Source organism: Nitrospira sp. Nam74 (genome assembly GCF_965152615.1).
On the sequence record NZ_OZ224220.1, the window covers coordinates 1560100 to 1584124 of the forward strand.

The 24025-nt window shown below is 55.8% G+C and carries 25 protein-coding genes; 9 read left to right on the top strand and 16 right to left on the bottom strand.

What is annotated here, in order from left to right; translation table 11 throughout:
• Positions 1-227 precede the first annotated feature (227 nt).
• The 14 genes from ACWHYZ_RS07505 to ACWHYZ_RS07570 all read right to left on the bottom strand — a co-directional run bounded on the left by ACWHYZ_RS07505 (position 228) and on the right by ACWHYZ_RS07570 (position 14943).
• On the bottom strand, positions 228-689 hold the full coding sequence (locus ACWHYZ_RS07505; protein ID WP_447986659.1) for a hypothetical protein: 462 nt from the start codon (positions 687-689) through the stop codon (positions 228-230).
• A 6-nt stretch (positions 690-695) separates the two neighbouring features.
• Positions 696-1463: an alpha/beta hydrolase gene (locus tag ACWHYZ_RS07510; protein WP_447986660.1), complete on the bottom strand. Its 768-nt coding sequence runs from the start codon at positions 1461-1463 to the stop codon at positions 696-698.
• Positions 1464-1508: 45 nt separating this feature from the next.
• The gene (locus ACWHYZ_RS07515; protein WP_447986661.1) at positions 1509-2072 is read right to left on the bottom strand and encodes a DsbA family oxidoreductase; all 564 of its coding nucleotides are present in this window, start codon (positions 2070-2072) and stop codon (positions 1509-1511) included.
• 219 nt (positions 2073-2291) lie between these two features.
• Positions 2292-3575 (bottom strand): hypothetical protein, encoded by a 1284-nt coding sequence (locus tag ACWHYZ_RS07520; RefSeq protein WP_447986662.1) that lies wholly within the window; start codon positions 3573-3575, stop codon positions 2292-2294.
• Positions 3576-3589: 14 nt separating this feature from the next.
• A complete protein-coding gene (gene thiD / locus ACWHYZ_RS07525; RefSeq protein WP_447986663.1) occupies positions 3590-4384 on the bottom strand; it encodes a bifunctional hydroxymethylpyrimidine kinase/phosphomethylpyrimidine kinase in 795 nt (264 codons plus the stop codon).
• A 695-nt stretch (positions 4385-5079) separates the two neighbouring features.
• Complete coding sequence (gene tenA / locus ACWHYZ_RS07530; RefSeq protein WP_447986664.1) at positions 5080-5748, bottom strand: thiaminase II; 669 nt, start codon at positions 5746-5748, stop codon at positions 5080-5082.
• Positions 5749-5901: 153 nt separating this feature from the next.
• Positions 5902-7329 (bottom strand): Si-specific NAD(P)(+) transhydrogenase, encoded by a 1428-nt coding sequence (gene sthA / locus ACWHYZ_RS07535; RefSeq protein WP_447986665.1) that lies wholly within the window; start codon positions 7327-7329, stop codon positions 5902-5904.
• Between the two features lie 162 nt (positions 7330-7491).
• On the bottom strand, positions 7492-8157 hold the full coding sequence (gene tpx, locus ACWHYZ_RS07540; RefSeq protein ID WP_447986666.1) for a thiol peroxidase: 666 nt from the start codon (positions 8155-8157) through the stop codon (positions 7492-7494).
• Between the two features lie 289 nt (positions 8158-8446).
• Entirely contained in the window at positions 8447-9403 is a 957-nt protein-coding gene (locus ACWHYZ_RS07545) for an alpha/beta fold hydrolase (RefSeq protein WP_447986667.1), read from the bottom strand.
• A gap of 4 nt (positions 9404-9407) precedes the next feature.
• On the bottom strand, positions 9408-11255 hold the full coding sequence (gene oadA / locus ACWHYZ_RS07550) for a sodium-extruding oxaloacetate decarboxylase subunit alpha (protein WP_447987535.1): 1848 nt from the start codon (positions 11253-11255) through the stop codon (positions 9408-9410).
• A gap of 198 nt (positions 11256-11453) precedes the next feature.
• Positions 11454-12872: an acetyl-CoA carboxylase biotin carboxylase subunit gene (gene accC / locus ACWHYZ_RS07555; protein ID WP_447986668.1), complete on the bottom strand. Its 1419-nt coding sequence runs from the start codon at positions 12870-12872 to the stop codon at positions 11454-11456.
• A gap of 349 nt (positions 12873-13221) precedes the next feature.
• Positions 13222-13686, bottom strand: coding sequence for an IPT/TIG domain-containing protein (locus ACWHYZ_RS07560; RefSeq protein ID WP_447986669.1), 465 nt, complete (start codon positions 13684-13686; stop codon positions 13222-13224).
• Between the two features lie 59 nt (positions 13687-13745).
• Positions 13746-14615 carry a substrate-binding domain-containing protein gene (locus ACWHYZ_RS07565; protein ID WP_447986670.1) on the bottom strand — a complete coding sequence of 290 codons (870 nt, stop codon included), beginning with the start codon at positions 14613-14615 and terminating at the stop codon, positions 13746-13748.
• 10 nt (positions 14616-14625) lie between these two features.
• Entirely contained in the window at positions 14626-14943 is a 318-nt protein-coding gene (locus ACWHYZ_RS07570) for an FmdB family zinc ribbon protein (RefSeq protein WP_447986671.1), read from the bottom strand.
• 174 nt (positions 14944-15117) lie between these two features.
• On the opposite strand from ACWHYZ_RS07570, the gene ACWHYZ_RS07575 reads away from it, so the two are divergent.
• The 4 genes from ACWHYZ_RS07575 to ACWHYZ_RS07590 all read left to right on the top strand — a co-directional run bounded on the left by ACWHYZ_RS07575 (position 15118) and on the right by ACWHYZ_RS07590 (position 17106).
• On the top strand, positions 15118-15294 hold the full coding sequence (locus tag ACWHYZ_RS07575) for a hypothetical protein (RefSeq protein WP_447986672.1): 177 nt from the start codon (positions 15118-15120) through the stop codon (positions 15292-15294).
• 131 nt (positions 15295-15425) lie between these two features.
• A complete protein-coding gene (locus ACWHYZ_RS07580; protein WP_447986673.1) occupies positions 15426-15629 on the top strand; it encodes a hypothetical protein in 204 nt (67 codons plus the stop codon).
• Between the two features lie 128 nt (positions 15630-15757).
• Positions 15758-16627 (top strand): DMT family transporter, encoded by an 870-nt coding sequence (locus tag ACWHYZ_RS07585; RefSeq protein WP_447986674.1) that lies wholly within the window; start codon positions 15758-15760, stop codon positions 16625-16627.
• An 11-nt stretch (positions 16628-16638) separates the two neighbouring features.
• Positions 16639-17106 carry a hypothetical protein gene (locus ACWHYZ_RS07590; protein ID WP_447986675.1) on the top strand — a complete coding sequence of 156 codons (468 nt, stop codon included), beginning with the start codon at positions 16639-16641 and terminating at the stop codon, positions 17104-17106.
• A 10-nt stretch (positions 17107-17116) separates the two neighbouring features.
• On the opposite strand, the gene ACWHYZ_RS07595 is transcribed toward ACWHYZ_RS07590, so the two are convergent.
• Together ACWHYZ_RS07595 and ACWHYZ_RS07600 are read right to left on the bottom strand one after the other, a co-directional pair.
• Complete coding sequence (locus ACWHYZ_RS07595) at positions 17117-18103, bottom strand: YbgA family protein (RefSeq protein ID WP_447987536.1); 987 nt, start codon at positions 18101-18103, stop codon at positions 17117-17119.
• Between the two features lie 97 nt (positions 18104-18200).
• Positions 18201-19115 (bottom strand): TIGR01777 family oxidoreductase, encoded by a 915-nt coding sequence (locus ACWHYZ_RS07600; protein ID WP_447986676.1) that lies wholly within the window; start codon positions 19113-19115, stop codon positions 18201-18203.
• 196 nt (positions 19116-19311) lie between these two features.
• On the opposite strand from ACWHYZ_RS07600, the gene hemE reads away from it, so the two are divergent.
• From hemE to ACWHYZ_RS07625, 5 genes are all read left to right on the top strand, one after another.
• Positions 19312-20337, top strand: a complete 1026-nt coding sequence (gene hemE / locus ACWHYZ_RS07605; protein WP_447986677.1) for a uroporphyrinogen decarboxylase — start codon at positions 19312-19314, stop codon at positions 20335-20337.
• 84 nt (positions 20338-20421) lie between these two features.
• A complete protein-coding gene (hemH, locus tag ACWHYZ_RS07610; RefSeq protein ID WP_447986678.1) occupies positions 20422-21369 on the top strand; it encodes a ferrochelatase in 948 nt (315 codons plus the stop codon).
• 11 nt (positions 21370-21380) lie between these two features.
• A complete protein-coding gene (gene hemG, locus ACWHYZ_RS07615; protein WP_447986679.1) occupies positions 21381-22832 on the top strand; it encodes a protoporphyrinogen oxidase in 1452 nt (483 codons plus the stop codon).
• A 102-nt stretch (positions 22833-22934) separates the two neighbouring features.
• Complete coding sequence (locus tag ACWHYZ_RS07620; protein ID WP_447986680.1) at positions 22935-23540, top strand: rhodanese-like domain-containing protein; 606 nt, start codon at positions 22935-22937, stop codon at positions 23538-23540.
• On the top strand, positions 23537-23944 hold the full coding sequence (locus ACWHYZ_RS07625; RefSeq protein WP_447986681.1) for a hypothetical protein: 408 nt from the start codon (positions 23537-23539) through the stop codon (positions 23942-23944). Before ACWHYZ_RS07620 ends, ACWHYZ_RS07625 begins: the two co-directional genes overlap by 4 nt.
• Positions 23945-24025: the final 81 nt, after the last annotated feature.

Genomic DNA, 24025 nt, shown 5'->3' on the forward strand with positions numbered 1-24025 from the left:
AGTTTCCATATAATATTGCGATGGCATTCCTCTCTATTACTGGTTCGCCAAAAGTCCTCTTCGCGGGTGAACCGAATAGGTCGGCGCTTCAGATATAAAGTCAGTACAGCTTCTCAAAAAAGACTATCCAAAGGCCTAGGCGTAGTGAAACCGCAACGTACCCGCGGAGGTATGCTGCGGCTTTTCATGAGCCGAGAACGTAGTTAAGGATCGTTTTCAGGGGCCCCCTAGGGACGGAGGAGGACGGCGGCAATCACCAGCACCGTCAACGTCGCGAGAACGGCCAGATAGATGGTCACACTTCGATCGCTCAGCCAGGCCGTTTGCCAATCTTCCGGATACAGCGTTTTTCCCAGGATGTAGAGGTCTTGATCATAAACTCCCAAGACCCGTTCGATCTCGATCAGCGCCTGCTTCGCCATCCGATGGCGATTGCGTTGCTGGAGGATGAGATAGGCAAAGATACTGGAAAAGAGGGAGACACCAGTGATGGCGAAAAGCGCGGTGGTAAAGTCGGGGCGTGGTCGAGCCGGCACGGCGACCATAGTCACAAGGAGTAGAACCAGAAAGGCGCTCGCAAACGCGGTCAACCGCATCATTTGTTCGCGCCGCCGGAACACTTCTTCCTTGTACCAAGGATAGAGAACCTTCAAGACTTCCAGTTGTTCTTCCCGTAGGGCTTCCGGCATCGTTCTCTATCGTTTGAGATGGTCAATGAACCATTCCGCAATCATCGTTGTCATCCTACGAAAGTCCTCGCCTTTTGTAAATCCGTGATCCGCGCCTGTTAAGAGCTCCAATCGTGTGTCGCCTCGAATGGCGTCGATGAGCCGGCGGCTTTGATGGAGCGGTACTAACTCATCGCAGCTTCCCTGGACGATTAACGTCGGCGCCTGTATCGATTCGGCCGCTTTGTAGGCATCATACGTCAAGCAGTCTTCGTAGAGATGGTATTTCAGCGGCACCGGTTGTGGACCGCCGGCCACGTTCGGAATTTCATTACACTGTTTCCAATGCGCCATTCGTTCGTCGCCAAACTCCAATCGCAAGGTCTCCGGGAAATCAGCGACCGGACATTTCAGGGCTAATGCCTTTAGATTTGTCTGCTGGGCAGCCACAAGAATGGCCACCAAGCCGCCGAAGCTCGATCCCATGAGGCCCAGGTGCCAATAACCCCTTTCAGCGACCAGTTTCAGAGCCGAGCGGGCCTGATCGATCGCTGTGGTCAGGGTGATTTGCTCAAAGGGACCTTCGCTATCGCCCTGTCCGAAAAAATCGAATCGAAACGTCGCGATCCCCTGCTCAAGCAGTAGACGAGTCAGGGTCTTATTGGTCGTGCTGTTCTTGTTGGACAGGAACCCATGGCATAGGACCACGAGACGATCGGTTGGCGTGTCGGGGGTTGCGAGAACAGCTTTCGTGCGATGACCGGAGGAGTCGTGAAATGTCAGTGATCGTTCCATGGCGCATTGTACCAGATTGAGAGGGCGGCTCAGAGTGGTCAGTGGTTACCGAACAAATCGCCGAAGAGTGTCGACATCAACAAGTCCGGTGATCGATTCCCCATCCTGCCGAATGAGATCCGGTACGCTGCCCAGCCCACGATCCAACCACGCTTCGTGCCACGCCCTGACCCGTTCAACTGCGTGCGTCGTCATTGAAAGGTCAGGAACTCCTGCCTCACGAGCGAGATCCTGAATCACCGATCGATCCGAAATATCGGTTCCATGCTGCCAGAACACGCGATACAGCGACGTGGCGAGACGGTGAGCCTTGGAACGGTCCTGGTCCATCGCCGTGGCGACGGCCGCGGTTGCCTGTGCCGTGTTCGGCTTCCCCCGAGGGAGTGCAATGGGGACCTCGGGTGCAAGCCGCTGGACGAATTGAACCTCGCGCGCGAGTTCAGATGCGAACGTGGGACCGGCGTGTGCCATTGGAGCGGAAAGATGGGGAGCGTGCTGGACGCCACGCCACTCGATCCGGTCGGCAAATCCCAGCGCCATAATCCTTTCGCCAAAGGCGTAACAAAAGGGACAATTGAAGTCGCTGTACAGCACGAAATCGAGCATCATGCGTGCTCCCGGCAGCACGCAGGCTTTTGAAAAGCCATCCTACGCCAGTGAGGGTTCATTGCTCATCGACGAATATGACGGCACCAGGAGCGCACTTTAGGATGTTCAAAAAGGCCACCCGCGCGGCCGCAGCGAGCGACGAGGCGAAGCGTACTCTCTCGGTACGTTGAGCCTCTGAGCGACGCGAGAACAAAGCTGGAGGCCTTTTTCAACATCCTGCTAGGCTGGCGGGCGTTGAACCAGCAGTAACCCAACCTTGGCGCCGAAGACGCCGACACCGATAAACAGAAGCGCTGCCGTGGTCCAGGATACGATCTGGACGAGAGTCGAGCCTAGGTTGTACTGCCACACGAGGGCCGCAACCAAGGCCAGCCCGATCGTTCCGAACGTCAGCGTCGAGACTTGCACGACCCGCCATCGCCCGGCAATTGCTGTGAGTGTGGCCAAATACGGTCCGCGTTTTTTATTGCTGGCGACTCGTCCTACCGCCAGGCTCATCGGCAGCAGGTGCGACAGCGCCCCGAAGATGGTCTGAACAATAAAGCCGATGAGCGCCAAATGAGTGTAGGCCACCAGATGCAATCGTCCGAACGGGACGCCGGGCGGGTCCCAGAGAAAGTTTACCGATACCAAGATGCCCGTCGGAATGACCAGGACCAAAAATAATGTGGCCAACAGAAAGTGCTCGGCGGCGATGTTCGAGGGGCGGCCCGCATCCATCCAGGTTCGCACGATGTTATAGCTGTAGAGGAGGACACCGGCGAACAGAATCACGCCCGCGCCGATTTGCACCCAAAGGTTCGAGAGCAGAAAGCCTGTGATAAGCAGAATCACGCCGGAGGGCAGGATAAAAAACGTGAGTCTGGCAAGGCGCGGACTATGTAGCCGGGTATTTAAGACCGTTGGAAAGAGATTATGCATGGTCCCGATGATGGTCAGGGTAACGAAACCTAACAGGTTGAGATGGATATGGGCGAGGCGGCCTTGTCCGAGAAACGCCACGGGGAGCAGGCGGAAAGCCATCGCAAGACCCATACTCAGTCCAGCCACTAACGCAAACAATGCGACGCCGTACAACCATAAATTCAGCGGTGGTGATATCAGACTCTTTCGAGATTGGCGAATGGCATCACTCAAGAGTGACAGAAATGCTACCAGAACGAACAGGCCGGACACGCCGACAATCGTATAGTGTTGCAGCCAGAAGCCCACCAGCACGCCGATGGTGCCGATATTGATCAGCATGAAGAGTACCGGATGAGACTCCGAGCGATCCCGGCCAGTCATCAGCAGAGGCGGAATAAAGGCCAGCATAGCTCCAAGAATCATCTGCGCGACACCGCCGATCAATGCGCCATGCACGTGCAGCAATCGCAACATTGGCGGGAGGGGAATACCCCGTGTCATGCCGAGAAACAAGAACAGGCCGACCAGCGAGGAGAGGATGAGCCATGCAAACCCGGTGAGCAAGAATAGCGGGGGACGAAACAGCAAATGCTTCATACGCCTCGATTCATTCAGTCCGGCAAGAAATAAAAGTGATTCGTGGGGCCTTTGCCATGGCCAATGGCCAAGCTGTGCCGGATGGCTTCCGTGAGGTAGGTCTTTGCCGTTTGGACGGCATCGGGCAAGGCTTTGCCCCTCGCCAGTTGCGCCGCAATCGCAGAGGCAAACGTACAGCCGGTGCCGTGCGTGTGGGGGGTCTCGATGAACTCACCCTTGAAGAGGTTAAAGAACTTTCCATCGTACAAGACATCCGTCGCCCGGTCGGTCAAAAGATGCCCGCCTTTGATTAAGACGTTCTTACACCCAAGCTTGTGGATCAGTTTCGCGGCCTGGCGCGCATCGGCAAGAGACTTGATCGGCATGCCGGACAGTTGCTCCGCCTCATGCACATTCGGCGTGATGACCAGGGCCAGCGGAATCAACTCCCGTTTCAAGGCATCCATTGCATCCAGTGTTAACAACGGATGCCCGCTTTTCGATGCCATGACTGGATCGACCACCAAGTTGGTAACATGTTGCGGCCGAAGCATGCGGGCGATGGTCGTCACAATCTCTGCCGACGACAACATCCCAGTCTTGACCGCCGCGACCTCGAAATCATCAAACACCGCATCGATCTGCGCCTCGATGATAGAGGCAGGCAGCTCAAACACATCCGTGACTTCCTCCGTATTCTGTGCGGTCACGGCGGTAATCACAGACATGGCAAACACGCCATTCGCCGACATCGCCTTAATGTCCGCCTGAATTCCCGCACCGCCCCCGGAGTCCGAACCCGCTATTGTGAGTACTTGCTTCAAAGCCATAACAGATTGCACTTACCCCTTTCTTGTTGCCGTTGTCAATGAAACAGGCACCGCGCGGTCATTGGTTTAACATTGCCGACCACAGGGACAGCCTAGGTCTGGAAGTGAAACTCTTATGCTTTCAATACCTCATTTTCAAGTACTCAGTCGTATGTGACCTCAACGCATCATAGGTTGATTTATTATTAGTTCCCGCAAAACGGACAGCAGAGAAATATAATTCTTTGAAGGTGTCGCATGAAAGTCCATCTGGATATTTCGTGTCTGTCATTCGGGTGGTAGGCGAATGCTGACAGAGTGCATATGCCATATTGTTTAACCCCATGAAAGATATGTGAAGCATCTCCACTGGATAGGAGGAGTGGTAGATGAGTCGATTGGTCTTCAATTCTTCGATGAATGGTCCTAAGAGATGCAGCTTTCTTTTTCTTCCCTTATTTCATCTGTGTGGCTGGTAGTTCCTTCCCGCAGGGAACTGGTCCGTTACTGCGCGCGTCGACCGAGCACCTTCTTAGCGTGTGCGGTCTGCGAACAGAGCCTTACTCTTCATCTCTTTTCCCCTCCGTGGCCGGTGTTCCCTATCCCGCAGGGGCTGCAGGGTTGATCCCTCACTGCGCGCGTTCAGCGAGCACATTCTGATCGTGCGCGCTGCGCGAGCAAGACGGGACCACCCTGCAGTCCCTGCTTCTTCCTCTTCACACCGGCCACTCTTCCTCCTTCCACGCCATTTCCCAGAACATCCACTCATACCGAGAGCTGATGATGAATGCCTCTTCCATGCGTTTCCTCTCTGCTGCACTTGCATCTTTTGCCCACCGGTCCACCTTGGCCCGCATCCACTCTTGCACTTCAGCAAACTGGGGCGACGCATAAAGCATGAGCCAATCACGGTAGGGATGACCGGCTTTGGGCGTCCCGTTTCGCAGTAAACGGTTCCCTACCACACAGTAAATCCAGGCACAGGGGAGGGCGACGACGGTGGCTTCAGCCGCGGTTCCGCTTTGGGCGATGCTCAGCATGTGTCGTGTATAGGCATAATTGGTTGGCGCCATCGGGACGGATGACATGTCCTTCGGCGTCATCTTCCAGCGCTTGCCATAGCTTTCATGCAAGCCGCGTTCAGTGATGATCGTCTCCTCGACCAGTTTGGCAAAGCGCAAGGCGGATTCCGCATCCGGCGCCTTCTGGGCTCCTGCCGCAAACACGCGCGCGAGGTCACCCAAGAAACGCGCGTCCTGCAAAATATAATATTTAAACTTCCGTTCAGGCAGTGTGCCCGTCCCAAGAGCGACGACGAAGGGATGTTCCAGCTGCGCATCCCAAATCGGCTGCGCTTTCTTTCGAAGTTGACCGCTGAACGACATAGGCACTCCCTAAATACAGGATGAAAAAAAGCAGGATGCTCAAAAAGGCTATCCAGCAAGGCCGCAGGGAGTGTGGCTGCCGAGCGTAGCGGAGCTACGTTGAGGCGGGCACACGACCGAGAACGATGCTGGGAGCCTTTTTCCACATCCTGATTAGGCGATTCCGCCCTGGCGCGCCGCCAACGTATCCGGCAGCCACGGCCGTGGGAGGCGATTAAGTCCTGCGAGGGCCGCCACCATGTAGCATTCAGCGAGCGTCGGGTAGTTGAACACGTTATCGACGAAATAATCGATTTTGCCGCCATGTGCCATCACGGCTTGTCCAATGTGAATCAATTCTGTGGCGCCCTCTCCAATCGCATGCACGCTCAGCAATTGTCTCGTCTGTTTATTGAACAGCAGTTTCAGCATGCCGATGTCATCGCCGATGAGTTTGCCCCTCGCGATTTCCTGGTACCGTGCAATCCCCACTTCATACGGCACCTGATTTCGGATGAGTTCCTCTTCAGTCGGACCGACCATGGAAATTTCAGGAATAGTGTAAATGCCATAGGGCAGCAATTGCGTTTTCGCGTCAGAGGGCAACCCAAACGCATGACACGCCGCGAGGCGACCTTGTTGCATGGAGGTGGATGCCAAGGCCGGAAAACCGATGACATCTCCAACCGCATAGATATGGGCAACGTTAGTCTGGAAATGCTCGTTCACGTGGAGCCGTCCTCGTGCATCGGGCTGAATGCCAACCGTTTCCAAGCTCAGGCCATCTGTCGCACCAATTCGCCCCGCTGAATACATCACCATCGACGCTTCGACTTGCTTGCCGCTGCCTAACTTAACAACGACCTGCCCGTCTGCCTGCCGCTCAATGTGCATGACTTGTTCATTCAGATGGAGGCCGACGCCGATTTCTGCCAACTGGACCTGCAAGACATCGATGATCTCATGATCGGCGAATTCCAGCAGGCGAGGCCGCTGATCGATCAGCATGACCTTGATACCCATGGTGGCCGCGATCGAGGCATACTCCGATCCGATGACGCCGCCCCCCACGACGATTAAGGTGGTGGGGAGGGATGGTACCGTCAGCCATTCATCGGTATCGATAATCGAGTGGCCGTCAAAGGGTACATCGGGCGGGCGGGAGGGTTTAGACCCCACGGCGATCACAATATAATCTGCCGTGTGCTCAACTGTGCCCTGTGCGTGTGCAACAGCTACTCGATGGGCATCGAGGAACCGGGCGGTCCCGAAAATCAGATCCACCTGATTGCGTGCCATCTGTTTTTGGATAATGTGGATCTCTTCGGTGATGATGTGCTGGCAGCGGAGGGCCAGATCTTCCATCGTGATGTTGTGTTTCAGACGATAGGTCGCACCATAGACGGTGCGTTGGTGGAACCCGGACAAATAGAGGACGGCTTCGCGGAGCGACTTGCTGGGAATCGTCCCGGAATTGATGCACACCCCGCCGACAACTTGCTTGCGCTCGATGATGCCGACTTTCTTGCCGAGCTTGGCGGACTGGACGGCGGCTTTTTGGCCGGCCGGGCCGGTGCCGATCACGAGGACATCGTAGTGCATATGGTGTGGGTCAAGATGCTAAAAAAGGCGCTCAACTGCGTTCTCGACTCGTCGTCATCCTGAACGTACCGAAGAGGGTACGCCTGCAGGGTCCGACTTCGCTTGGGCCTTGTTGAATCATCATTTTGAGCATCCTCAAACCAGTTTATATCAAAGCAGCTACTAAGACGCGGACTTGACCAGCGCGTTGGCGGCTTGGAAGGCGGCTTCCATGTCGGGTAACTGCGCGAGCTCGGGCGTCACTTGAAGGTAGCGAATGACATTATCCTTATCGACGACCATGACGGATCTCGCGAGAATATGCGGGTCTTTGACCAAAAGCCCGTTCGCTTTTCCAAAGTCGCCGCCGCGATAATCCGAGAGGAATGTGACATTGCCAATCTTCGCTTCCTTTGCAAAACGGCCCTGGGCGAATGGTGTGTCGACACTAATCGTCAGCATCTGCACAGTCTTATCGAGCCCGTTATTTTTTTCGCTCAGGTAGTGCGTCTGCTGTTCACATACCTTGGTGTCCAGAGACGGCACGATGCTGATAATCCGAACCGTTCCTTTGGTATCTGCAATATTGACGAGAGTGAGATCTCCCTTGGCGACCTGTACATTGGGAAGGGTATCGCCGACCTTTACGCCGCGTCCTTCCAGTGCCAGCGGAGTCCCTTTAAATGTCACTGTGTGACCGTCACCGGCCGACGCCGTCGTTGTGGCAACGGGAAGGTTTTGATAGGCAAAACCCGTATCAGATGCTACACCCGGCCATGTTATTGTGCATCCGGCACTGACGAGGCTCAGCATGGCCGCTACGCTGATCATAGATTTCGTTCGATACATAGATCCTCCTTCGGTCGTGCATAACTAACAGGCTACTCTGAGCGTTGCAGGATGTTCAAAAAGGCTATCCAACAAGGCCGCAGCTGCAGCCAGCACTGCAGGCAAACCCTTCTTCACCCGCCCCTGGTGCGCCGAGACGCATTCTTTCCCGGAGGGGTACATTTAGGATGTCGATAAGGGGAGCACGCAGCCCGGAAGGGACGCGTCTTGGCCCGACTGGGTCGGGTGGGTGTAATGTAGCCTTTTTCAGCATTCTGCTCGGAGACCGTGTCATGAACCCGCCCGTCTGTCAAGATTGGAGAAATTTCGTCAGGAGAAAATTGGTGACGACAGGCTGTTCCCACATGGCAATGTGGCCGGCATCGGGGACCAATGTAAATTGAGATCCGGATATGGTCCGGTGCAGCTGTTCGCCCACTGAAGGCGCGAACACCGCATCGTTGGCACCCCACAGGATCAGCGTCGGGTGCCGGATCTCGCCGATTCGTTGTGCGAATCCGCTTTCCCACAAGGCCAAATTCTTGACGGTCGCTCGGAGCGGTTCGAAGAAGCCGGGGCGTCGGCGATTTCGGGTGGACCGATCAATGACAGCCGGAGTGAGCAGTTCATCGTTGTAGACCATCTCGCTCAGAATCTTTTGAGTCGTTGCAGGTCCCGCGAACCAGTTGGCCAGTTTCAGGATCCACAGCGGAGGCCAGGGCCCCAAGGCCCGCTGCAGCGACGGGCTGGTCAGCTTTTCACGGATGTGATCGGGCAGTCCATCGATCAACACGAGCTTGTCGACACGCTCAGGGTAGGTCAGTGCCATGCCCATGACGATGCCCGCCCCCATGGAATTGCCGACCAACGCGGCTTTCGGGATCTGAAGGGCATCCATGAAGTTCCGCATGAAGTCGACCAATTGAGTAGGCGTATACGAGATGTCCGGCTTATCCGACAGACCGGCACCCAGCACATCGAGTGTGATGACCCGGTAAGAGGACGACAGCGGCTGTTGATACTCCCATTGCCACATCGATCCGCCGAAGCCGTGGACCAGAATGACAGGTGGCCCATCGCCGTTGTCGGTATACGCGATGCGGTTTCCCTCCACCATGACTGTTTTGACCGGCGTGCGATGAATGGCATCGAACCAGTGAGGGATCGAGTGTGTAGGGGCACACGCCGGAATCAGGGTGAGGATGACAAGAAGACCGGGCCAGACGGCAAGAGCACACCAGGAAGGATAGACGCTGATGCAGCGCAAGCAGCTACTCCAACTGAATCAACGTCTCATCGGTTTTGACATCATCTCCGTCTTTCACGTAGATGGCTCGCACTGTTCCATCGATCGGCGAGGGGACTTGGCTCTGCATTTTCATGGCTTCAATCATTAATACCGGTTCGCCTTGTTTAACGGTGTCTCCCATGGCAACCAATACCTTCACCACGCGACCCGGCATGGGGGGTGTAATATCGCCCGGCTTTGTCGGCCTAGGCCGTTTCAGGCCACTACGAGATCCTGCATCCTGTGCTTCCGGTACGCCGGCCAACACTTCTTGAATGGGTTCGATCTGCACTTCTTCGAGTTTGTCGTTCACGCGTATGTAATACGGTTTGCGACCATCCGTCTTTCGACCGGATCCGGAGACCTGAATATGGTAGGTCTCGCCATGGACGGTGACATTGAAGTCCACCGGCGCGAGATGCAGTTCATGGGCGACGGCCGGTCCCTTTTCGGGCGCAGGGACCAATTGTTCGGGCTTCAGCTCGCCGCGTTCGCGCTCCTCAAAGAATTCACGCGCTATGTTGGGGAAGAGCGTAAATGATAAGAGGTCTTCCGTGGAGGTCGCTTTCCCGGCCAATTCCTTTTTCGCTTGCTCTAATTCGGGGTCCAGTTGATCGGCCGGCCGGCCTTTAATCGGATCTTCATCCCCGATAGCCCGAGCCATCACGTCGGCATTGAGCTCACCCGGCGGATGCCCGTACAGTCCCAGAAAGTAGTTTTTCGTCTCGGTGGTAATGACCTTATACCGCTCTCCGGTCAGGACATTAAGGGTGGCTTGCGTGCCCACTATTTGACTGCTGGGTGTGACAAGTGGGGGATACCCCATGTCGGCGCGTACGCGCGGCACTTCATCCATCACTTGTTTCATCTTGTCGAGCGCGTTTTGTTCCGCTAACTGTGCGGCTAAATTCGACAGCATCCCGCCCGGGATCTGCGAATTGAGAATTTCGGCATCCACGCCGTTGAAGTCGCTTTCGAACTGATGATATTTCTTTCGCACGCTCCGAAAGTGATCGGCAATCGGCAGAAACCGTGGCAATTCCAGTCCGGTGTCATAGGGAGTACCCCGCAACGCCGCCACGAGGGTTTCTGTAGGGGGGTGGGACGTGCCACCCGCCAAGGGAGAGACCGCCGTATCGAGAATATCAAGTCCACCTAGCACAGCCATCAAAGCCGACATCGACGCCATGCCGGATGTGTAATGGGTGTGCAGATGGATAGGCGCTCGAACGGCTGCTTTTAATCGTTTCACAAGCTGATAGGCGTCGAGCGGCGCCAGCAACCCGGCCATGTCTTTGATGCAGATCGTGTCTGCGCCCATGTCTTCAAGTCGTTTCGCGAGATCCACAAATCGCGCAAGGCTATGTACGGGACTGACGGTGTAGCAGAGCGTGGCCTCGACATGCTTCCGGCAGGCTTTCACGACCTGCATGGAACGTTCGAGATTGCGGACATCGTTTAAGGCGTCGAAGATGCGGAAGACATCGATCCCGTGAGTGGCGGATCGTTCGACAAACCGGTCCACCACATCGTCGGCATAATGCCGATAGCCGACGATATTCTGACCTCGCAGGAGCATTTGCAACCGCGTATTCGGCATGGCGGCCCGGAGTGCTTTCAGCCGTTCCCACGGATCCTCTTTTAAGAAACGCAGACAGGTGTCGAATGTGGCTCCTCCCCACACTTCCAAAGACCAATAGCCGACGGCGTCCAGCTTCTGGGCGATGGGCAGCATGTCCTCGGTCCGCATTCGGGTGGCCAATAATGATTGGTGCCCGTCCCGGAGGGCGACATCCGTGATCTGAAGCGGTTTAGCCGGCGCCGGTGTCATTTCGAAGGCAGAGCGAGCGGGCGCCTTGCGCCGGAGGGGTTGGTGACCCGCCGAGCGTTGCTTGGGCGGTCGCCGTCGTACTGTCTTGCGTCGTCGAATCGCCATAAATTGCGTAGCCCTTAGCTTGAAGCCGTTAGCTCTCAGCTCTCAGCTTTTGAAATTCGCTGAGGGCAGAAGGCCGGTAACTGACGGCTTTCCTTATAATCCCTCGTAGGCAGCTATCGCTGCAGATATTGCGAGGACAAAATCCTCGGGATCCACGTCCTCGTCATACTCAAACACGTCCGGATGGGTGTCTAAATAGGACGTGTCAAAACGGCCGGCACGAAAGTCGGGATCATTCATGATTTTCTTCATGAAGGGAATGGTCGTTTTGACCCCGCGGAGAACGTATTCTTCCAATGAGCGATGCATGCGGCTGACAGTTTCATCCCACGTTCGGCCCCGAACCGTTAATTTCGCGAGCAGCGCATCATAGTATGGAGGGACGGCATAGTCTTTGTACACCGCCCCATCAATCCGCACGCCGATTCCACCGGGTGACAAATAGGCGGTCACCGTACCGGTGGACGGTCGAAAGTTGTTTTGAGGATCTTCGGCATTAATTCGGCATTGGATGGCGTGGCCTTGCAACGTGACGTCGCTCTGCTTGATGTCCAGCGGCCGTCCCGCCGCGATGGAGATTTGGGACCGGACGATATCGATCGCCGTAATCTGTTCCGTCACCGTGTGCTCGACCTGAATGCGCGGATTCATTTCGATGAAGTAATACGACCCGTCTTGCGCGAGCAGGAACTCTGCCGTGCCGGCATTGTCATAATCCACGGCTTTTGCAATCGCAATGGCGGCTTCACCCATCTCCTTGCGGAGTTTCGGAGTCAGCAAGAGGGACGGCGCGATTTCGATGAGTTTCTGGTGCCGACGTTGGATCGAGCAGTCGCGTTCGCCGAGATGGATGACGTTTCCGTGGCGATCGGCCAAAATTTGAAACTCGATGTGATGAGGACGCTCGATATACTTTTCGATAAAGAAACTGCCGTCGCCGAATGCCGCCTGCGCTTCCCGAGAGGCCGTTTCCATGTTGCTCCAGAGATCTGCGTCGCTTCGCACGACGCGAAGACCCCGTCCTCCGCCTCCGGCACTCGCTTTGATCATGACTGGATAGCCGATACGCCGGCAAAAGGCCACGGCATCATCTACGCCGACAATATCTCCATCCGTTCCCGGGACGACCGGCACGCCGATTTTTTTGGCTAATTCACGGGCTTTAATCTTGCTCCCCATGAGATGGATGGCTTGGGGAGACGGACCGATGAACGTGATACCCGACGCTTGGCAGAGGTGCGCAAACTGGGCATTTTCCGCAAGGAACCCGTAACCAGGATGGATCGCATCGGCGCCGATTCGACGTGCCAAGTCCACGATTTGGTGCATGTCCAGGAAGCCCTGAACGGGCCCGGGGCCGACCAGGTACGATTCATCGGCTTTTTTGACGTAAATTCCGGTCGAATCTTGTTCGGCGTAGATTGCCGCCGTGGCGATATTCAATTCGCGGCAGGCGCGAATGATCCGCATGGCGATCTCGCCTCGATTGGCGACTAGAATTTTCTTAAACATGGTCTGAGTCATAAGAAATTCAGAGACCAGCCGAGAAAACGGTGTAAGTTAGCACAGGCTCTTGAATATTGTCGATAGAAGGCGAGTGGCGGTCGTAGAGCCAGTAGCTAGGTCGAGTGCTGGCCAAGCGCGCAGGCCCACCCATCGCCCGGGCGTTTTTCACACGCCTTGCTAAAGCAGGCTCTTCAGGCCAAGGACGGTCCCTTCCCAGGAGAATGTGCTTGCCTTGGGGGCCCAGTATCGGGACAGCCGTAGCTCTCTTATGGTTGGGTTGTAAAAGAGAAAAAGTCGGAAAAGAAAAGCTGGTGGAGGAAGAGGAATCTTTTTCCCTCACCAGCTTTTAAAAAGATTACTTGCCCTTAATCAGGACGGGTTTGGACTGCGCGCTGCCGCCGCCGGCGACAACCACGACGAAACTCATGCCGGCTTTGGCATCCGGGACCAAGGCTTCAATTGTCGCGTCATTGACGTAGGTGTAGTTAACCTTGATGCCTGGCGCCGAGCTAAATGTCACGCCGTGTAAGCACTCTTTCGTGCCGAAGTTTTCACCTTTGATCACGATTTTCTCGCCGGGCTGAGCTTCATCCGGTTCTACCTTGGCAATCCGGGGTCGCTTGTTTCGGTCGCACACGGGGTCTTTGCTGACTTTGTTCTCATCAAACCCCTTGATCGATTCCGTATCATAGGCTCCGAACCCCAATCCCTCGACTTGCGTGCTCTCATTGTTACTCTGGGGTTCCGGTTCCTGGGACCATCCGATTGGGACCGGTAGAGTCAACAGCAGTCCTATGATGATGGCCGAACGATAGTGCATAAGGCCTCCTCCATGAAGGATCTCATTATGATGTTGTGATGGATGTATATAGAGGGCCACTATTTCTTTTGCCCTAGAGGGGTATAGCCTTCATTATCGATAATGGTTTGTCCCTCTTTCGTCAGTGCAAAGGCGGCAAAAGCCTCTGCGACTGGATTGGATCCTTGTTTGCTGAGCAAGAGGATGGGACGACGAAGTTTGTACCGACCGTCTTTGACGGGAGGTTCTTCCGGCTCTACCTTGTCGACCGGCAGTAACCGGATTGCCACCCCCGAATTGACCGCTTCGAGTGCGGGGCCAAGCGAGACATACGTGACCGCGGACAGTGGCGGAAGAGTCCCGACTACGGTCTTAATCGCCTTATCATCGGCCCCAATCACTTTTACGCCGTCCGGAATCCTGCCAGAGATACCCAATTGTTGCTCAAATGTTTCGCGGATATTTCGGTTACGGGGCCGGTCGATGAGAAGAATCTTGGTGTCCGGGCCGCCGAGATCAGACCATGATTTTACTTTCCCCGAGAAGATGTCCGCGACCTGCTGAGAAGTGACCTCTTTCGTATTATTCGACAGGTTGACGACCACCGCGATCCCGTCCCAGCCGATCTGGGTGGCATGGAAGTCCGCATCTTCTTGGCCTGTCACGGCGATTTGTGCCTGGCCCGATTTCACCAGGTCGACAGGCTTGGAGTTTTCATCCCAGAGAATGTCGACGTAAGCCCGTGGATTTGCCTTTTCAAAGGCTCGCGTCAGTTGTTCCATGACGGCCTGTTCGGGGCCATTTCCGGCAATCACTAGGTTGCCTGACACCCCTTCAGCAGCTTCCGCAACCAACGCCGCTGAAAGTGTCGCGACGATGAAGCAAAAACCCATCGTGATGCGAGTGAGAAATGGCATGACCCGGCCTTGGGCGGTCGTTCGAGACATCATTGGATGACCCTTACGATCCGCTCTTGTCCGGACTCTTCGGCGAACCTGAAAACACATCAGAAATGGGCGGGGCTGGGGCACGTTTTCCGAACGCGGGAGGCAGTTTCTTAAATTTATCCATTCGCTCATTCAGCATGCTGTAGGCTTTCATCTCAGCGAACCCTGTCTTATGCGTCCCGACGATCTTTGACGCGAATGCTGACATCAGCCGGATAGCCTTTTGCGCGTGACAATGAGGACAGACGGTGTCCTCGGGGCGTGCGCTGAGCGATTGCGTCAATTCAAACTGTTCACCGCATCCTTCACAGTGGTATTCATACCGAGGCATACATAGCTCCCACGGTTTAAAAGAAAGAGGTGTATTATACCTGACCCGTTTGTCGGATCGCTATGGTCTCCATAATAAGCGCCATAAATGCGGCGTCACACATCTTGACCCATCGGATCTCAGTCGGGTATCTTATCCTCTTCGCGTTCGTTTCTGTCAGGTATGGAGGGTGTGATGCCGCTGCTGATTCGGAAATATAAACTCGCCAGTGGGTTGGCTCAGGAAGAGCGAATTGACGATCCCGATCGAATTGACCGGTATCTCCGGATGTTCGAAAAGGACGATCTCAAAAAATTGAACACCGGCGTCAAAGTCTTTATTGAAAAAGATGAGTGGCAGCTCCTGCCCTAGGAAGTCCTTCCGGTTTGAGGTGATTCACCATAATAGTCGACGACCATGGCATGGGGGTGCGTTGAGACCGCCATTTCCCCATGGTAGGTTGATACCAAGAGCAGCTTTCCTGCGTTTGTGAGGTGGGTGTCATGGTGTATTGGGTTCACATCGCGCGATCCATCGATCGGGCGACGCTACACCGAGAACGCTGTTCCGAGGTTCCCTCGAATCATGTGTTCAAGGATTTTTGGGAAGGTGGCTGGTTCGATTACCCGGACAAAGTACGCGCATTGGCCGCGATGGAGCAATCCGGGCTCACCTTCCAGAAAAATTGCTCCTTGTGCAAACCATAATTCAGTGCTGAGTGCTGAGTCGTACGTGCTGAGCAAGACAAGCATGCTCAGCAAGACAAGGCGACCTCTTCTGCTTCTCGGCTCCGCACTCAGCACTTAGCCCTCGTCACTCAGCACTATTTGCGCCAATGCCTCAGCTTGCTCTGCTGCTCACAACCTTCGTCTGGGGCGCCACGTTTCCGGCGACGAAGGCGGTTCTCGAACAAATTCCGCCCCTGTCTTTCCTCTTCCTTCGTTTTCTAATCGGGACCCTGTGTTCCCTCGCCATGCTCGCCTTCATGCGTCAGGGATTGGACTGGGATCGGAAGACATTGAGGCGGAGCGCCATCGCCACGGTCTGGCTGTTTCTCGGCTATGTGCTTCAGACCGTGGGACTTCAGTATACCAGTGCCTCCAATTCAGCGTTCATTACCGCGCTGTACGTCGTCTTTGTTCCCTTGCTCCTCGGCCGTTTCCAGCCGCGTATTTGGGTGTCCGCCGCACTTGCACTCGTCGGTTTGTGGTGTTTGGTCGATCCCACGGTGTTGTTGAACCTTGGAGATGTCCTCACGTTGGGATGTGCCATCGCCTTTGCGGCTCACATTGCTTGTTTAGAATCGTATTCGCGTGAAGGTGATCCGCGTTCTTTCTTCATCTGGCAGTTGATGCTAACGAGCAGTATTCTTTTGCCGACCATGTCACTGGAGGCGCCGCCGCCCGGTGCCTTTGCTCCCACTGCACTCCTCCTCATTTGCCTGATTGTCACGGGCGTGTTTGCGACCGGGGCGTTCGCCGTGCAGGTGTGGGCCCAGCGACTCGTACCCGCCCAACGCGTGGCGCTGATCTTCTCCCTTGAACCTGCGTATGCAGCCTGGCTGTCGTGGTATTTCCTGGGTGAGCAGATGAACGCGCGGGGATTGCTGGGGAGCGCCATTATTCTCACCGCGGTGGTGATCGGTGCCCTCGCTCCAGAAGTGGAGAAGTTGGTGGAATCCGCCGAGTCACCGGCCGCTTCCTAACGGGAAGACTGATGGCGCAGAAATTCGGCAATAGCCGATGGGTCAAAGAAGGCTTTCTCGACAATCGCGTGCCGGGGAGTGTCGTGGGACGGATAACGTTTGCGGCACTGGGTTCTGTCGATGTGTGTCTCAAGGGCGACTTCAAAGGCGAGATTGCGGGTAGGGCGATTCGCTTCCACAACAGCCGTTTCGAAGATGACGACCTAGCCGGCCATGCACTGGCCGATTTTGAAATTCCGCAAGTCGGGGAGGTGAGCCTTATCTCCTTCGATCCGCATCCTAACCTGTCGCCGCACCCCTACATTGAATGGTTTTCCATTCGTAAGAATCATTATCGTATCGAGCTGAACCCTGATGATGCTTCGATCCTTTCGGATGAGGAGGCGGCCGGCTTAGATGCCGACAGTACGGCGATTCGGGAGGGGCTCAGCAGTCAACTTCGTTCTACGCGCGATCGAAGCGATTCCGACTGGGTCTGACTGACACGACTCATACATGGTTCCGCAGCATCAGTTCCTTCGGGTGCGGATTGAGATACACTTGTTGCTGTAGATACGGAATCTGGAAGAGTCCCACATAGTGCTTGATGAGGGTGATGGGTACGATTAAGGGCACCAGCCCGTGATGGTAGTCCTCGATCACATCGTGAAGTTCGCGCTTGCGCGCCATATCGAGTTTTGAGCTGAAATAACCGACGATATGCTGAAGGACATTGGCGTGCTTTCGCGCCGTCACCTTGACCGTCAAGGCGTGCATGAATTCTGTGCCGTACCGCCGAGTGAGTTCACGCATCGGATAGGTCTTTGCATCTGCCACCAGACGCCCGAGTGCCTGATAGCGATCTCGGCTGTGTGCGAGTAACAGCATTTTGTGTCGAGTATGGAACTCAATGAGCGCGGCACGAGTGGTGCCGCGTGATCGAAGGTCCTGCCACCGGCGATAGCAAAAAATCCGTTCGATAAAATTTTCGCGAATGATTGGGTCCTTCAGTCGGCCTTCCTCTTCCACCGGCACGAGCGGAAAGTGTGCCATGAATGTCCGAGCAAACACGCCGACTCCTGATCGCACCGGCATGCCGTGTGAGTTGTAGATCCGGACTCGCTCCATGCCGCAGCTCGGTGAATTATGTTTGAACACATATCCGCAAAGATGTAAGGCCTCAAGTGCCTGCACTCGCTCTTTCGAAAACCGCTCCATCATCACGGTATGATCAATTCCCGTCCTGACGCTCATTAGGCGCGGTGAAGTGGTCCCACTGACTAAGTGGATGGGTTCCCGTGGGACGCCTAATCCTGCCTCCACCTCCGGGCATACAGGCACCCATTCGACATGACTCCCGAGTACATCAGTTAAAAAACTGTCGCGCTTATGACCGCCATCGAACCGCACAGCATCGCCAAGCAAGCATTGGCTGATCCCGACGCGTAGTGTCGTGTCATTGGGAGAGCCTTTTGACTCACTGCACCCAGTGAACATATCCGTGCGAGAGTTCGTCATCGTCCCACGTTGTTGCAGATTTGCATCGATCATCACCTGCCAATAGGTCGTTGCAGGAGTAGAGCCAACGATAGTCTTATGCGGAAGTGCTTTCAAGTTGTGCCAATGCCATCAACAATGAGGGGTATCGGAATTCGAATCCATTGTGTAGCGCCACTCTAGGGATCACCCTCTGGCCCGTCGTCATGAGGGTGGCGAGTTCGCCGAGGACCAGACGCAGTGACCATGCCGGGACGGGAAGCCAGGATGGTCGCTTCAGTACGCTTCCTAACGTGGCGGCAAATTCACGCATCCTGACGGGTTGAGGCGCCACTGCATTGACTCCACCCGTGATGTGAGGGGTGGTCAGAAGCCAAAGGATCAGCCCAGTCAGATCGTCCAGGTGTATCCAGGATATCCATTGAGTGCCGGGGCCGATGGGTCCCCCCATAAATAACCGAAAGGGCAGCAGCATCGGCGGCAACGCGCCGCCGTGCTTCCCCAGCACCATGCCTGTGCGAAGACACACGACGCGCGTGCCCCGCTGCTCGGCCAATGTGGCCTCTTGTTCCCATCTGCGGCACAGGTCCGACAGAAACCCTGACCCGGGTTCCGCTGTTTCGTGCAACGGCTGATCGTCGCGCGGACCGTAATACCCGATTGCCGAGCCATTAATCAGGATTTCAGGAGCCCGCGGGAGTGCAGATAATGCCTCGATGAGCAGTCGGGTTGGCCCCACACGGCTCTCAATCAGGGCTTTCTTTCGTGTGGCTGTCCAGCGCCGGTCGGCGATTGGTGCGCCGGCAAGATTGATCAAGGCGTTCGCGCCTCTCAATGCATCTTCCCAATTGCCTCGCGTGATTCCATCCCAGTACACCATCCTGACTCTTGAGTCGGCTGCTTTCTCGTCTCTTCGGCGTGAGAGCACGGTCACGTCATGGCCATGTTCGATCAAGAGAAGACACAGGGGCCGCCCGACGAATCCCGTTCCACCGCTGACTACGATTTTCATGATTCACTCCTTCGGCGCTGTTATCCATGGTGCCACAGGCTTGAGGAAATGTGGTGGTTGAGTCCTTCTATTTCCGATCGTAGTGAACGTACTACGATTCTTCCAGCACTGTCTCGGTCTTTGCGATAAGCGCACTTTCAGACGATCACCGTTCAATTGACACTCCCCTTCACCAGTCTTTAGAATGCCACTCCTTATGAACGATCGATTTCTGAAAGCCTGTCGACGCGAGCCGGTTGATTGTACGCCCGTTTGGTTTATGCGCCAGGCCGGACGGTACATGAAGGAATACCAGGCAGTGCGCGCGACACGGTCCATCCTTGATGTCTGTAAAACGCCTGAACTGGCGGCCCAAGTCACGCTCCAACCCATCGACCGGTTTGCTCTCGATGCCGCCATTATCTTTGCGGATATCCTGTTGCCGCTGGAAGCCATGGGGCTGAGCTTGAAATTCACTGAAGGCGAGGGGCCGGTCATCGATAATCCAGTCCGAAGCCGGGGGGCAGTCGATGGTTTGAAGACGATCGATGGCGACGAATTGCGCTACGTCTCTGACGCAATTCGGCAAGCGCGACAAGCTTTGGCTGATCGTGTCCCGCTGATCGGGTTTGCGGGCGCCCCGTTTACCTTGGCGAGTTATGCGATTGAAGGCGGCGGTTCGAGAAATTACATCGAAACCAAATCCATGATGTATCGCGAGCCCGAGGCATGGCATCGACTCATGGATAAACTGGCTCGTGTGGTGACGGGATATCTGCGGCAGCAGATTCAGGCGGGAGCACAGGCTGTTCAAGTGTTCGATAGTTGGGTCGGCTGCCTCTCTCCCGGAGACTATGCGGAATATGTTCTGCCCCACGTGCAGCTCATCTTTGAAGGATTACAGCGCGAAACGGTTCCGTTGATTTACTTTGGAACCGGCACGGCTATGCTCCTGCCTCTCATGCACAAGGCCGGTGCGAATGTGCTTGGTGTAGATTGGCGCGTTCAGATAGATGACGCCTGGGCGACCATCGGACATGACGTGGCGATCCAGGGCAATCTCGATCCCGTGGTCCTCTTTGCACCACAGCATGAGATAGAGCGTCGCGTCGAAGATATCCTTGAGCGCGCAGGGAGGCGTCCCGGGCACATTTTCAATCTCGGACACGGGATTCTTCCCAACACACCGGTGGAAAACGTGGCCGCCGCGGTCGATCTGGTACATAAGCTCAGCCAACAGTGAGTGCGCGGGTTAACAGAGAACAGTAAAAAGGCAATGTGAGGATCCCGCTCACTTTCGCGTTCGACCTTTAACTCATTATTGGCAATGATGTCGAGATCTTCGAATTCCACCGCGGTACTCCTCATGGCCCTAGGCGGGCCGGACAGTGTCGAAAATATCGAGCCGTATCTCTTGGATGTCCGTGGAGGGCGGCCGACCCCTATTGAGCTGATTGAAGAGATACGAGAGCGCTATAAGCTGACCGGCGGAAAATCACCGGTCCTCGGGATTATGCGTGAAGTCGCGACGCTTCTGGAGCAAAAGTTGAATGTCGCTGGAACGGAAACCTTTCGCGTCTACGTCGGCATGCGCCATTGGCATCCGTACATCAAAGATGCCTATGCCGAGTTGATGGGGAGGCGTCCGGACCGGCTGATCGGCATCTGCATGGCTCCGCAATATTCGGCCTTGAGCATCGGCGCCTACGTCAAAAAGGTCGAAGAGGCCAGAGCCGCAGTCGGGGGCGAATTTCCCATCAGCTACGTGGAAAGCTGGTACCGTCATCCGGGGTTGATCCATGCAATCGCGGAGAATATCACCCAGGCGTTGCAAAAATTTCCCACTGCGGTACGACCTCGGGTGCCCATTATTTTCACCGCACATAGTTTGCCGGAGCGGATTCTTCAGATAAACGATCCGTACCCGGCGCAGGTGCAAGGGACGATGCAGGCAGTGTGCGGACACTTACGTCCCGTGACCACGCGCTTCGCCTATCAAAGCCAGGGCCGATCCGGTGAGAAATGGCTCGGCCCGACCGTCGAGTCGATGATCGAGGACCTCCACCACCACGGACATCGGCATGTCCTAATCGCACCTATCGGCTTTCTCTCGGACCATCTCGAAGTGCTGTATGATGTGGATATCGAATTTCGGCGGCTGGCGGAGTCTAAAGGTATGCAACTCGAGCGCATAGCGATGCTGAACGCCAGTCCGGCACTCATTACGATCCTGGCTTCACTGCTGGAGGAGCACCAGGCTTCTCTTGTCGGTTAGTTTTGTTCTTGATGTCAGCTCCCTCCAAACATGTCGTCGTTGTCGGTGGCGGAATTACCGGATTGGCAACGGCGCACGCGCTGCAATCACGTGCTGCATCCTCAGGCGTGCCGCTGACCTGTACGCTAATTGAAGCCGACGCCCGATGCGGCGGCAAGATTCTCACCCACCGGGTCGATGACTTCGTCATTGAGGCCGGACCCGATTCGTTCCTTTCGCAGAAACGGTGGGCCTTAGATCTTTGCCGCGAACTTGGACTTTCCGAACAACTGATCAATACGAATGAGGCTCGTGAGAAGGCCTTTGTCTACTCACGGGGACGTTTGAGGCCGTTACCTGACGGCCTCGTAGTCATCGTGCCTGCAAAGTTAGGCCCTTTCTTGCGCAGCGGCCTGGTCTCGTGGCCGGGCATCATGCGAATGGGGTTAGACTTCGTGATCTCGAAGGGCTCCACGACTCAGGACGAATCACTTGCAGACTTTTTCCGTCGGCGCTTTGGAACGGAAGCTTTTGAACGCCTCATCGAGCCCCTGATGGCTGGAATTTATGCGGGCGATGCGGAAGACATGAGCATCCGAGCGACGTTTCCCCGATTCGTAGAGTTGGAACAACAGCACGGCAGTCTGCTCCGCGGCATGCTCGCAGCGAGCGCATCAAAATCCTTGAATGGTGATGGCCTGGAGCGCCGGACGACCTTTGTGACGTTGCAGGGCGGGCTCAGCACACTCGTCGATGCACTCCTGCCCCGCCTCACGACGTCCGGAATGAAAGTCCTATACGGGCAGCGGGTTACGGCTATTCGCGCGCGGTCGATGCGATCGATCTCGACGCCGTATGAGGTGCTTCTGGAAAAGGGATCGCCGATGGCTGCCGATGCGGTCGTCTTAGCCACTCCGGCCTTTGCCTCCGCTGCACTGGTGCGCACCTTGAGTCCTGAAGCGTCGGCCTTGCTCGCGGCTATCCCATATGCCTCGACGGCCACCGTGTCACTGGCCTATCACACGACCGATCTGAGCCCGCTGGTCAAGGGGTTCGGGTTTGTCGTCCCTCGAGTTGAACGCCGAGATTTGCTGGCCGCGACATGGACGTCGCTCAAGTGGCCGCATCGAGGGCCCGCATCGCACACGCTCGTTCGGTGTTATGTCGGCGGAGTGGGCCGCGAGGCGATTGCGTACGCTGATGATTCCTCTATGATCCGACGGGTACGCGACGAATTACAGACCATCGCGGGGATCACCCAGGAACCGGTCTACGCGGAAGTCAATCGATGGGAACGCGGGATGCCCCAATATCAAGTGGGTCATCTCCAGCGATTGGATAGAATTCACAGCCAGCTGCAATCGTACCACGGTCTGTACCTCACGGGATCGGCCTATCGCGGAATCGGTATCCCGGATTGTATCCGAGATGGGACCGAAACGGCTGAGCGCGTGCTTCGCGATGTATGCCGGCTGTCTTCGTAGATGGATACGCTGGATGACGACTTGCGGACAAGCTGGAGAATAGTATTGCACGACCTTGTGAAGAATACGAACCGAGCTGAAGTAGTGAGGTAAAGAGAACAGATGGAAGCGGTCTTATTGGTCGGAGCACTCGTCGGAGTGGTTCTTGCCGGAATGGCATTGTGGCGATGCCGGAATTTTGGAAAGGAGCTTCAGGACTTGAAGCGCGCGCAGTACTACAGCGAGAGCCGGCTCAAGCGGGTGCCCGAAGACATTCGAGAGGCGATTCAGCCGTTGCGATGGCAAGTGGCCAATCTCACATCCGGAAAGCCCGTTCTACCGGAGTTGATCGTTACGGGGCGCCTATATGAAGATGTGACGGCAGAACAAGCTCAACGCCTCATTGAGAGTAGTGGAGGATACCAATCGGATACGCTGCTCGTGGTGGATGTTAGGACTCCCAAGGAGTTTGCTGCCAAACATGTCACGAACGCTAAGCTGGTTCCCTTTGAAGAGCTGGATAAACGGTATCGAACCGATATTCCCGACTCGCGGGAAAAGATTCTCATCTATTGCTCCAGCGGGGAGCGAAGCCGGCTGGCGTGTGACTTGCTGGGGCGTGCGGGCTACACCAATCTGTATAATGTCCGGGATGGTTTGCAAGCCTGGCGAGGCCCGACGGATGGCGAAGGCGAGCTGACCTTCATCAAGCTGGAGCGGCGACGATGATACATCCGTTTACCACACTCAATGTCAGTGGACCGTACCGAGAGCCGCGCGAGCTCGTCTTCTCATACGACTATTCGATACAGCGGCCGAACTGGCCGACGCCAAACGGCGTGCGAGTGAAGGTATCGATCCCGGACGAGCTGGACTATTTTAAGACAAAGATTCTGGGCATTACCGGGGGCAGTCCCGGTCAGCAGATGATTGTCACGCAAATGTTGTCACGGCGGATCGCCGATCGCAAGTTACAGATTGCCAACGAAGAAGGCATGTTCTTAGAGCGAGGCGACGTGATGGTGGGCCCATTTACGGGTCCTCTGTCGCATCTCTTTGCGCAATTGGATGCCTGGATGCAGGAGTCTCAGGCAGCGCTCCGCCAGGAAATTACACAGCGAGCCCGTCTTTAAGTACCTGTACGAGTTCGTGCGGCCGATAAAAAGTCAACAGGTTTTTCACGTCACGCCGTCCCCAGAATCTGTGGACAACGC

Excerpts from the sequence above, each read along its gene's own strand:
- ACWHYZ_RS07505 (WP_447986659.1), bottom strand. The coding sequence starts at position 689 with ATGCCGGAAGCCCTACGGGAAGAACAACTGGAAGTCTTGAAGGTTCTC.
- ACWHYZ_RS07510 (WP_447986660.1), bottom strand. The coding sequence starts at position 1,463 with ATGGAACGATCACTGACATTTCACGACTCCTCCGGTCATCGCACGAAA.
- ACWHYZ_RS07515 (WP_447986661.1), bottom strand. The coding sequence starts at position 2,072 with ATGATGCTCGATTTCGTGCTGTACAGCGACTTCAATTGTCCCTTTTGT.
- ACWHYZ_RS07520 (WP_447986662.1), bottom strand. The coding sequence starts at position 3,575 with ATGAAGCATTTGCTGTTTCGTCCCCCGCTATTCTTGCTCACCGGGTTT.
- thiD (WP_447986663.1), bottom strand. The coding sequence starts at position 4,384 with ATGGCTTTGAAGCAAGTACTCACAATAGCGGGTTCGGACTCCGGGGGC.
- tenA (WP_447986664.1), bottom strand. The coding sequence starts at position 5,748 with ATGTCGTTCAGCGGTCAACTTCGAAAGAAAGCGCAGCCGATTTGGGAT.
- sthA (WP_447986665.1), bottom strand. The coding sequence starts at position 7,329 with ATGCACTACGATGTCCTCGTGATCGGCACCGGCCCGGCCGGCCAAAAA.
- tpx (WP_447986666.1), bottom strand. The coding sequence starts at position 8,157 with ATGTATCGAACGAAATCTATGATCAGCGTAGCGGCCATGCTGAGCCTC.
- oadA (WP_447987535.1), bottom strand. The coding sequence starts at position 11,255 with ATGACACCGGCGCCGGCTAAACCGCTTCAGATCACGGATGTCGCCCTC.
- accC (WP_447986668.1), bottom strand. The coding sequence starts at position 12,872 with ATGTTTAAGAAAATTCTAGTCGCCAATCGAGGCGAGATCGCCATGCGG.
- ACWHYZ_RS07560 (WP_447986669.1), bottom strand. The coding sequence starts at position 13,686 with ATGCACTATCGTTCGGCCATCATCATAGGACTGCTGTTGACTCTACCG.
- ACWHYZ_RS07565 (WP_447986670.1), bottom strand. The coding sequence starts at position 14,615 with ATGATGTCTCGAACGACCGCCCAAGGCCGGGTCATGCCATTTCTCACT.
- ACWHYZ_RS07570 (WP_447986671.1), bottom strand. The coding sequence starts at position 14,943 with ATGCCTCGGTATGAATACCACTGTGAAGGATGCGGTGAACAGTTTGAA.
- ACWHYZ_RS07575 (WP_447986672.1), top strand. The coding sequence starts at position 15,118 with ATGCCGCTGCTGATTCGGAAATATAAACTCGCCAGTGGGTTGGCTCAG.
- ACWHYZ_RS07580 (WP_447986673.1), top strand. The coding sequence starts at position 15,426 with ATGGTGTATTGGGTTCACATCGCGCGATCCATCGATCGGGCGACGCTA.
- ACWHYZ_RS07585 (WP_447986674.1), top strand. The coding sequence starts at position 15,758 with ATGCCTCAGCTTGCTCTGCTGCTCACAACCTTCGTCTGGGGCGCCACG.
- ACWHYZ_RS07590 (WP_447986675.1), top strand. The coding sequence starts at position 16,639 with ATGGCGCAGAAATTCGGCAATAGCCGATGGGTCAAAGAAGGCTTTCTC.
- ACWHYZ_RS07595 (WP_447987536.1), bottom strand. The coding sequence starts at position 18,103 with ATGTTCACTGGGTGCAGTGAGTCAAAAGGCTCTCCCAATGACACGACA.
- ACWHYZ_RS07600 (WP_447986676.1), bottom strand. The coding sequence starts at position 19,115 with ATGAAAATCGTAGTCAGCGGTGGAACGGGATTCGTCGGGCGGCCCCTG.
- hemE (WP_447986677.1), top strand. The coding sequence starts at position 19,312 with ATGAACGATCGATTTCTGAAAGCCTGTCGACGCGAGCCGGTTGATTGT.
- hemH (WP_447986678.1), top strand. The coding sequence starts at position 20,422 with ATGATGTCGAGATCTTCGAATTCCACCGCGGTACTCCTCATGGCCCTA.
- hemG (WP_447986679.1), top strand. The coding sequence starts at position 21,381 with ATGTCAGCTCCCTCCAAACATGTCGTCGTTGTCGGTGGCGGAATTACC.
- ACWHYZ_RS07620 (WP_447986680.1), top strand. The coding sequence starts at position 22,935 with ATGGAAGCGGTCTTATTGGTCGGAGCACTCGTCGGAGTGGTTCTTGCC.
- ACWHYZ_RS07625 (WP_447986681.1), top strand. The coding sequence starts at position 23,537 with ATGATACATCCGTTTACCACACTCAATGTCAGTGGACCGTACCGAGAG.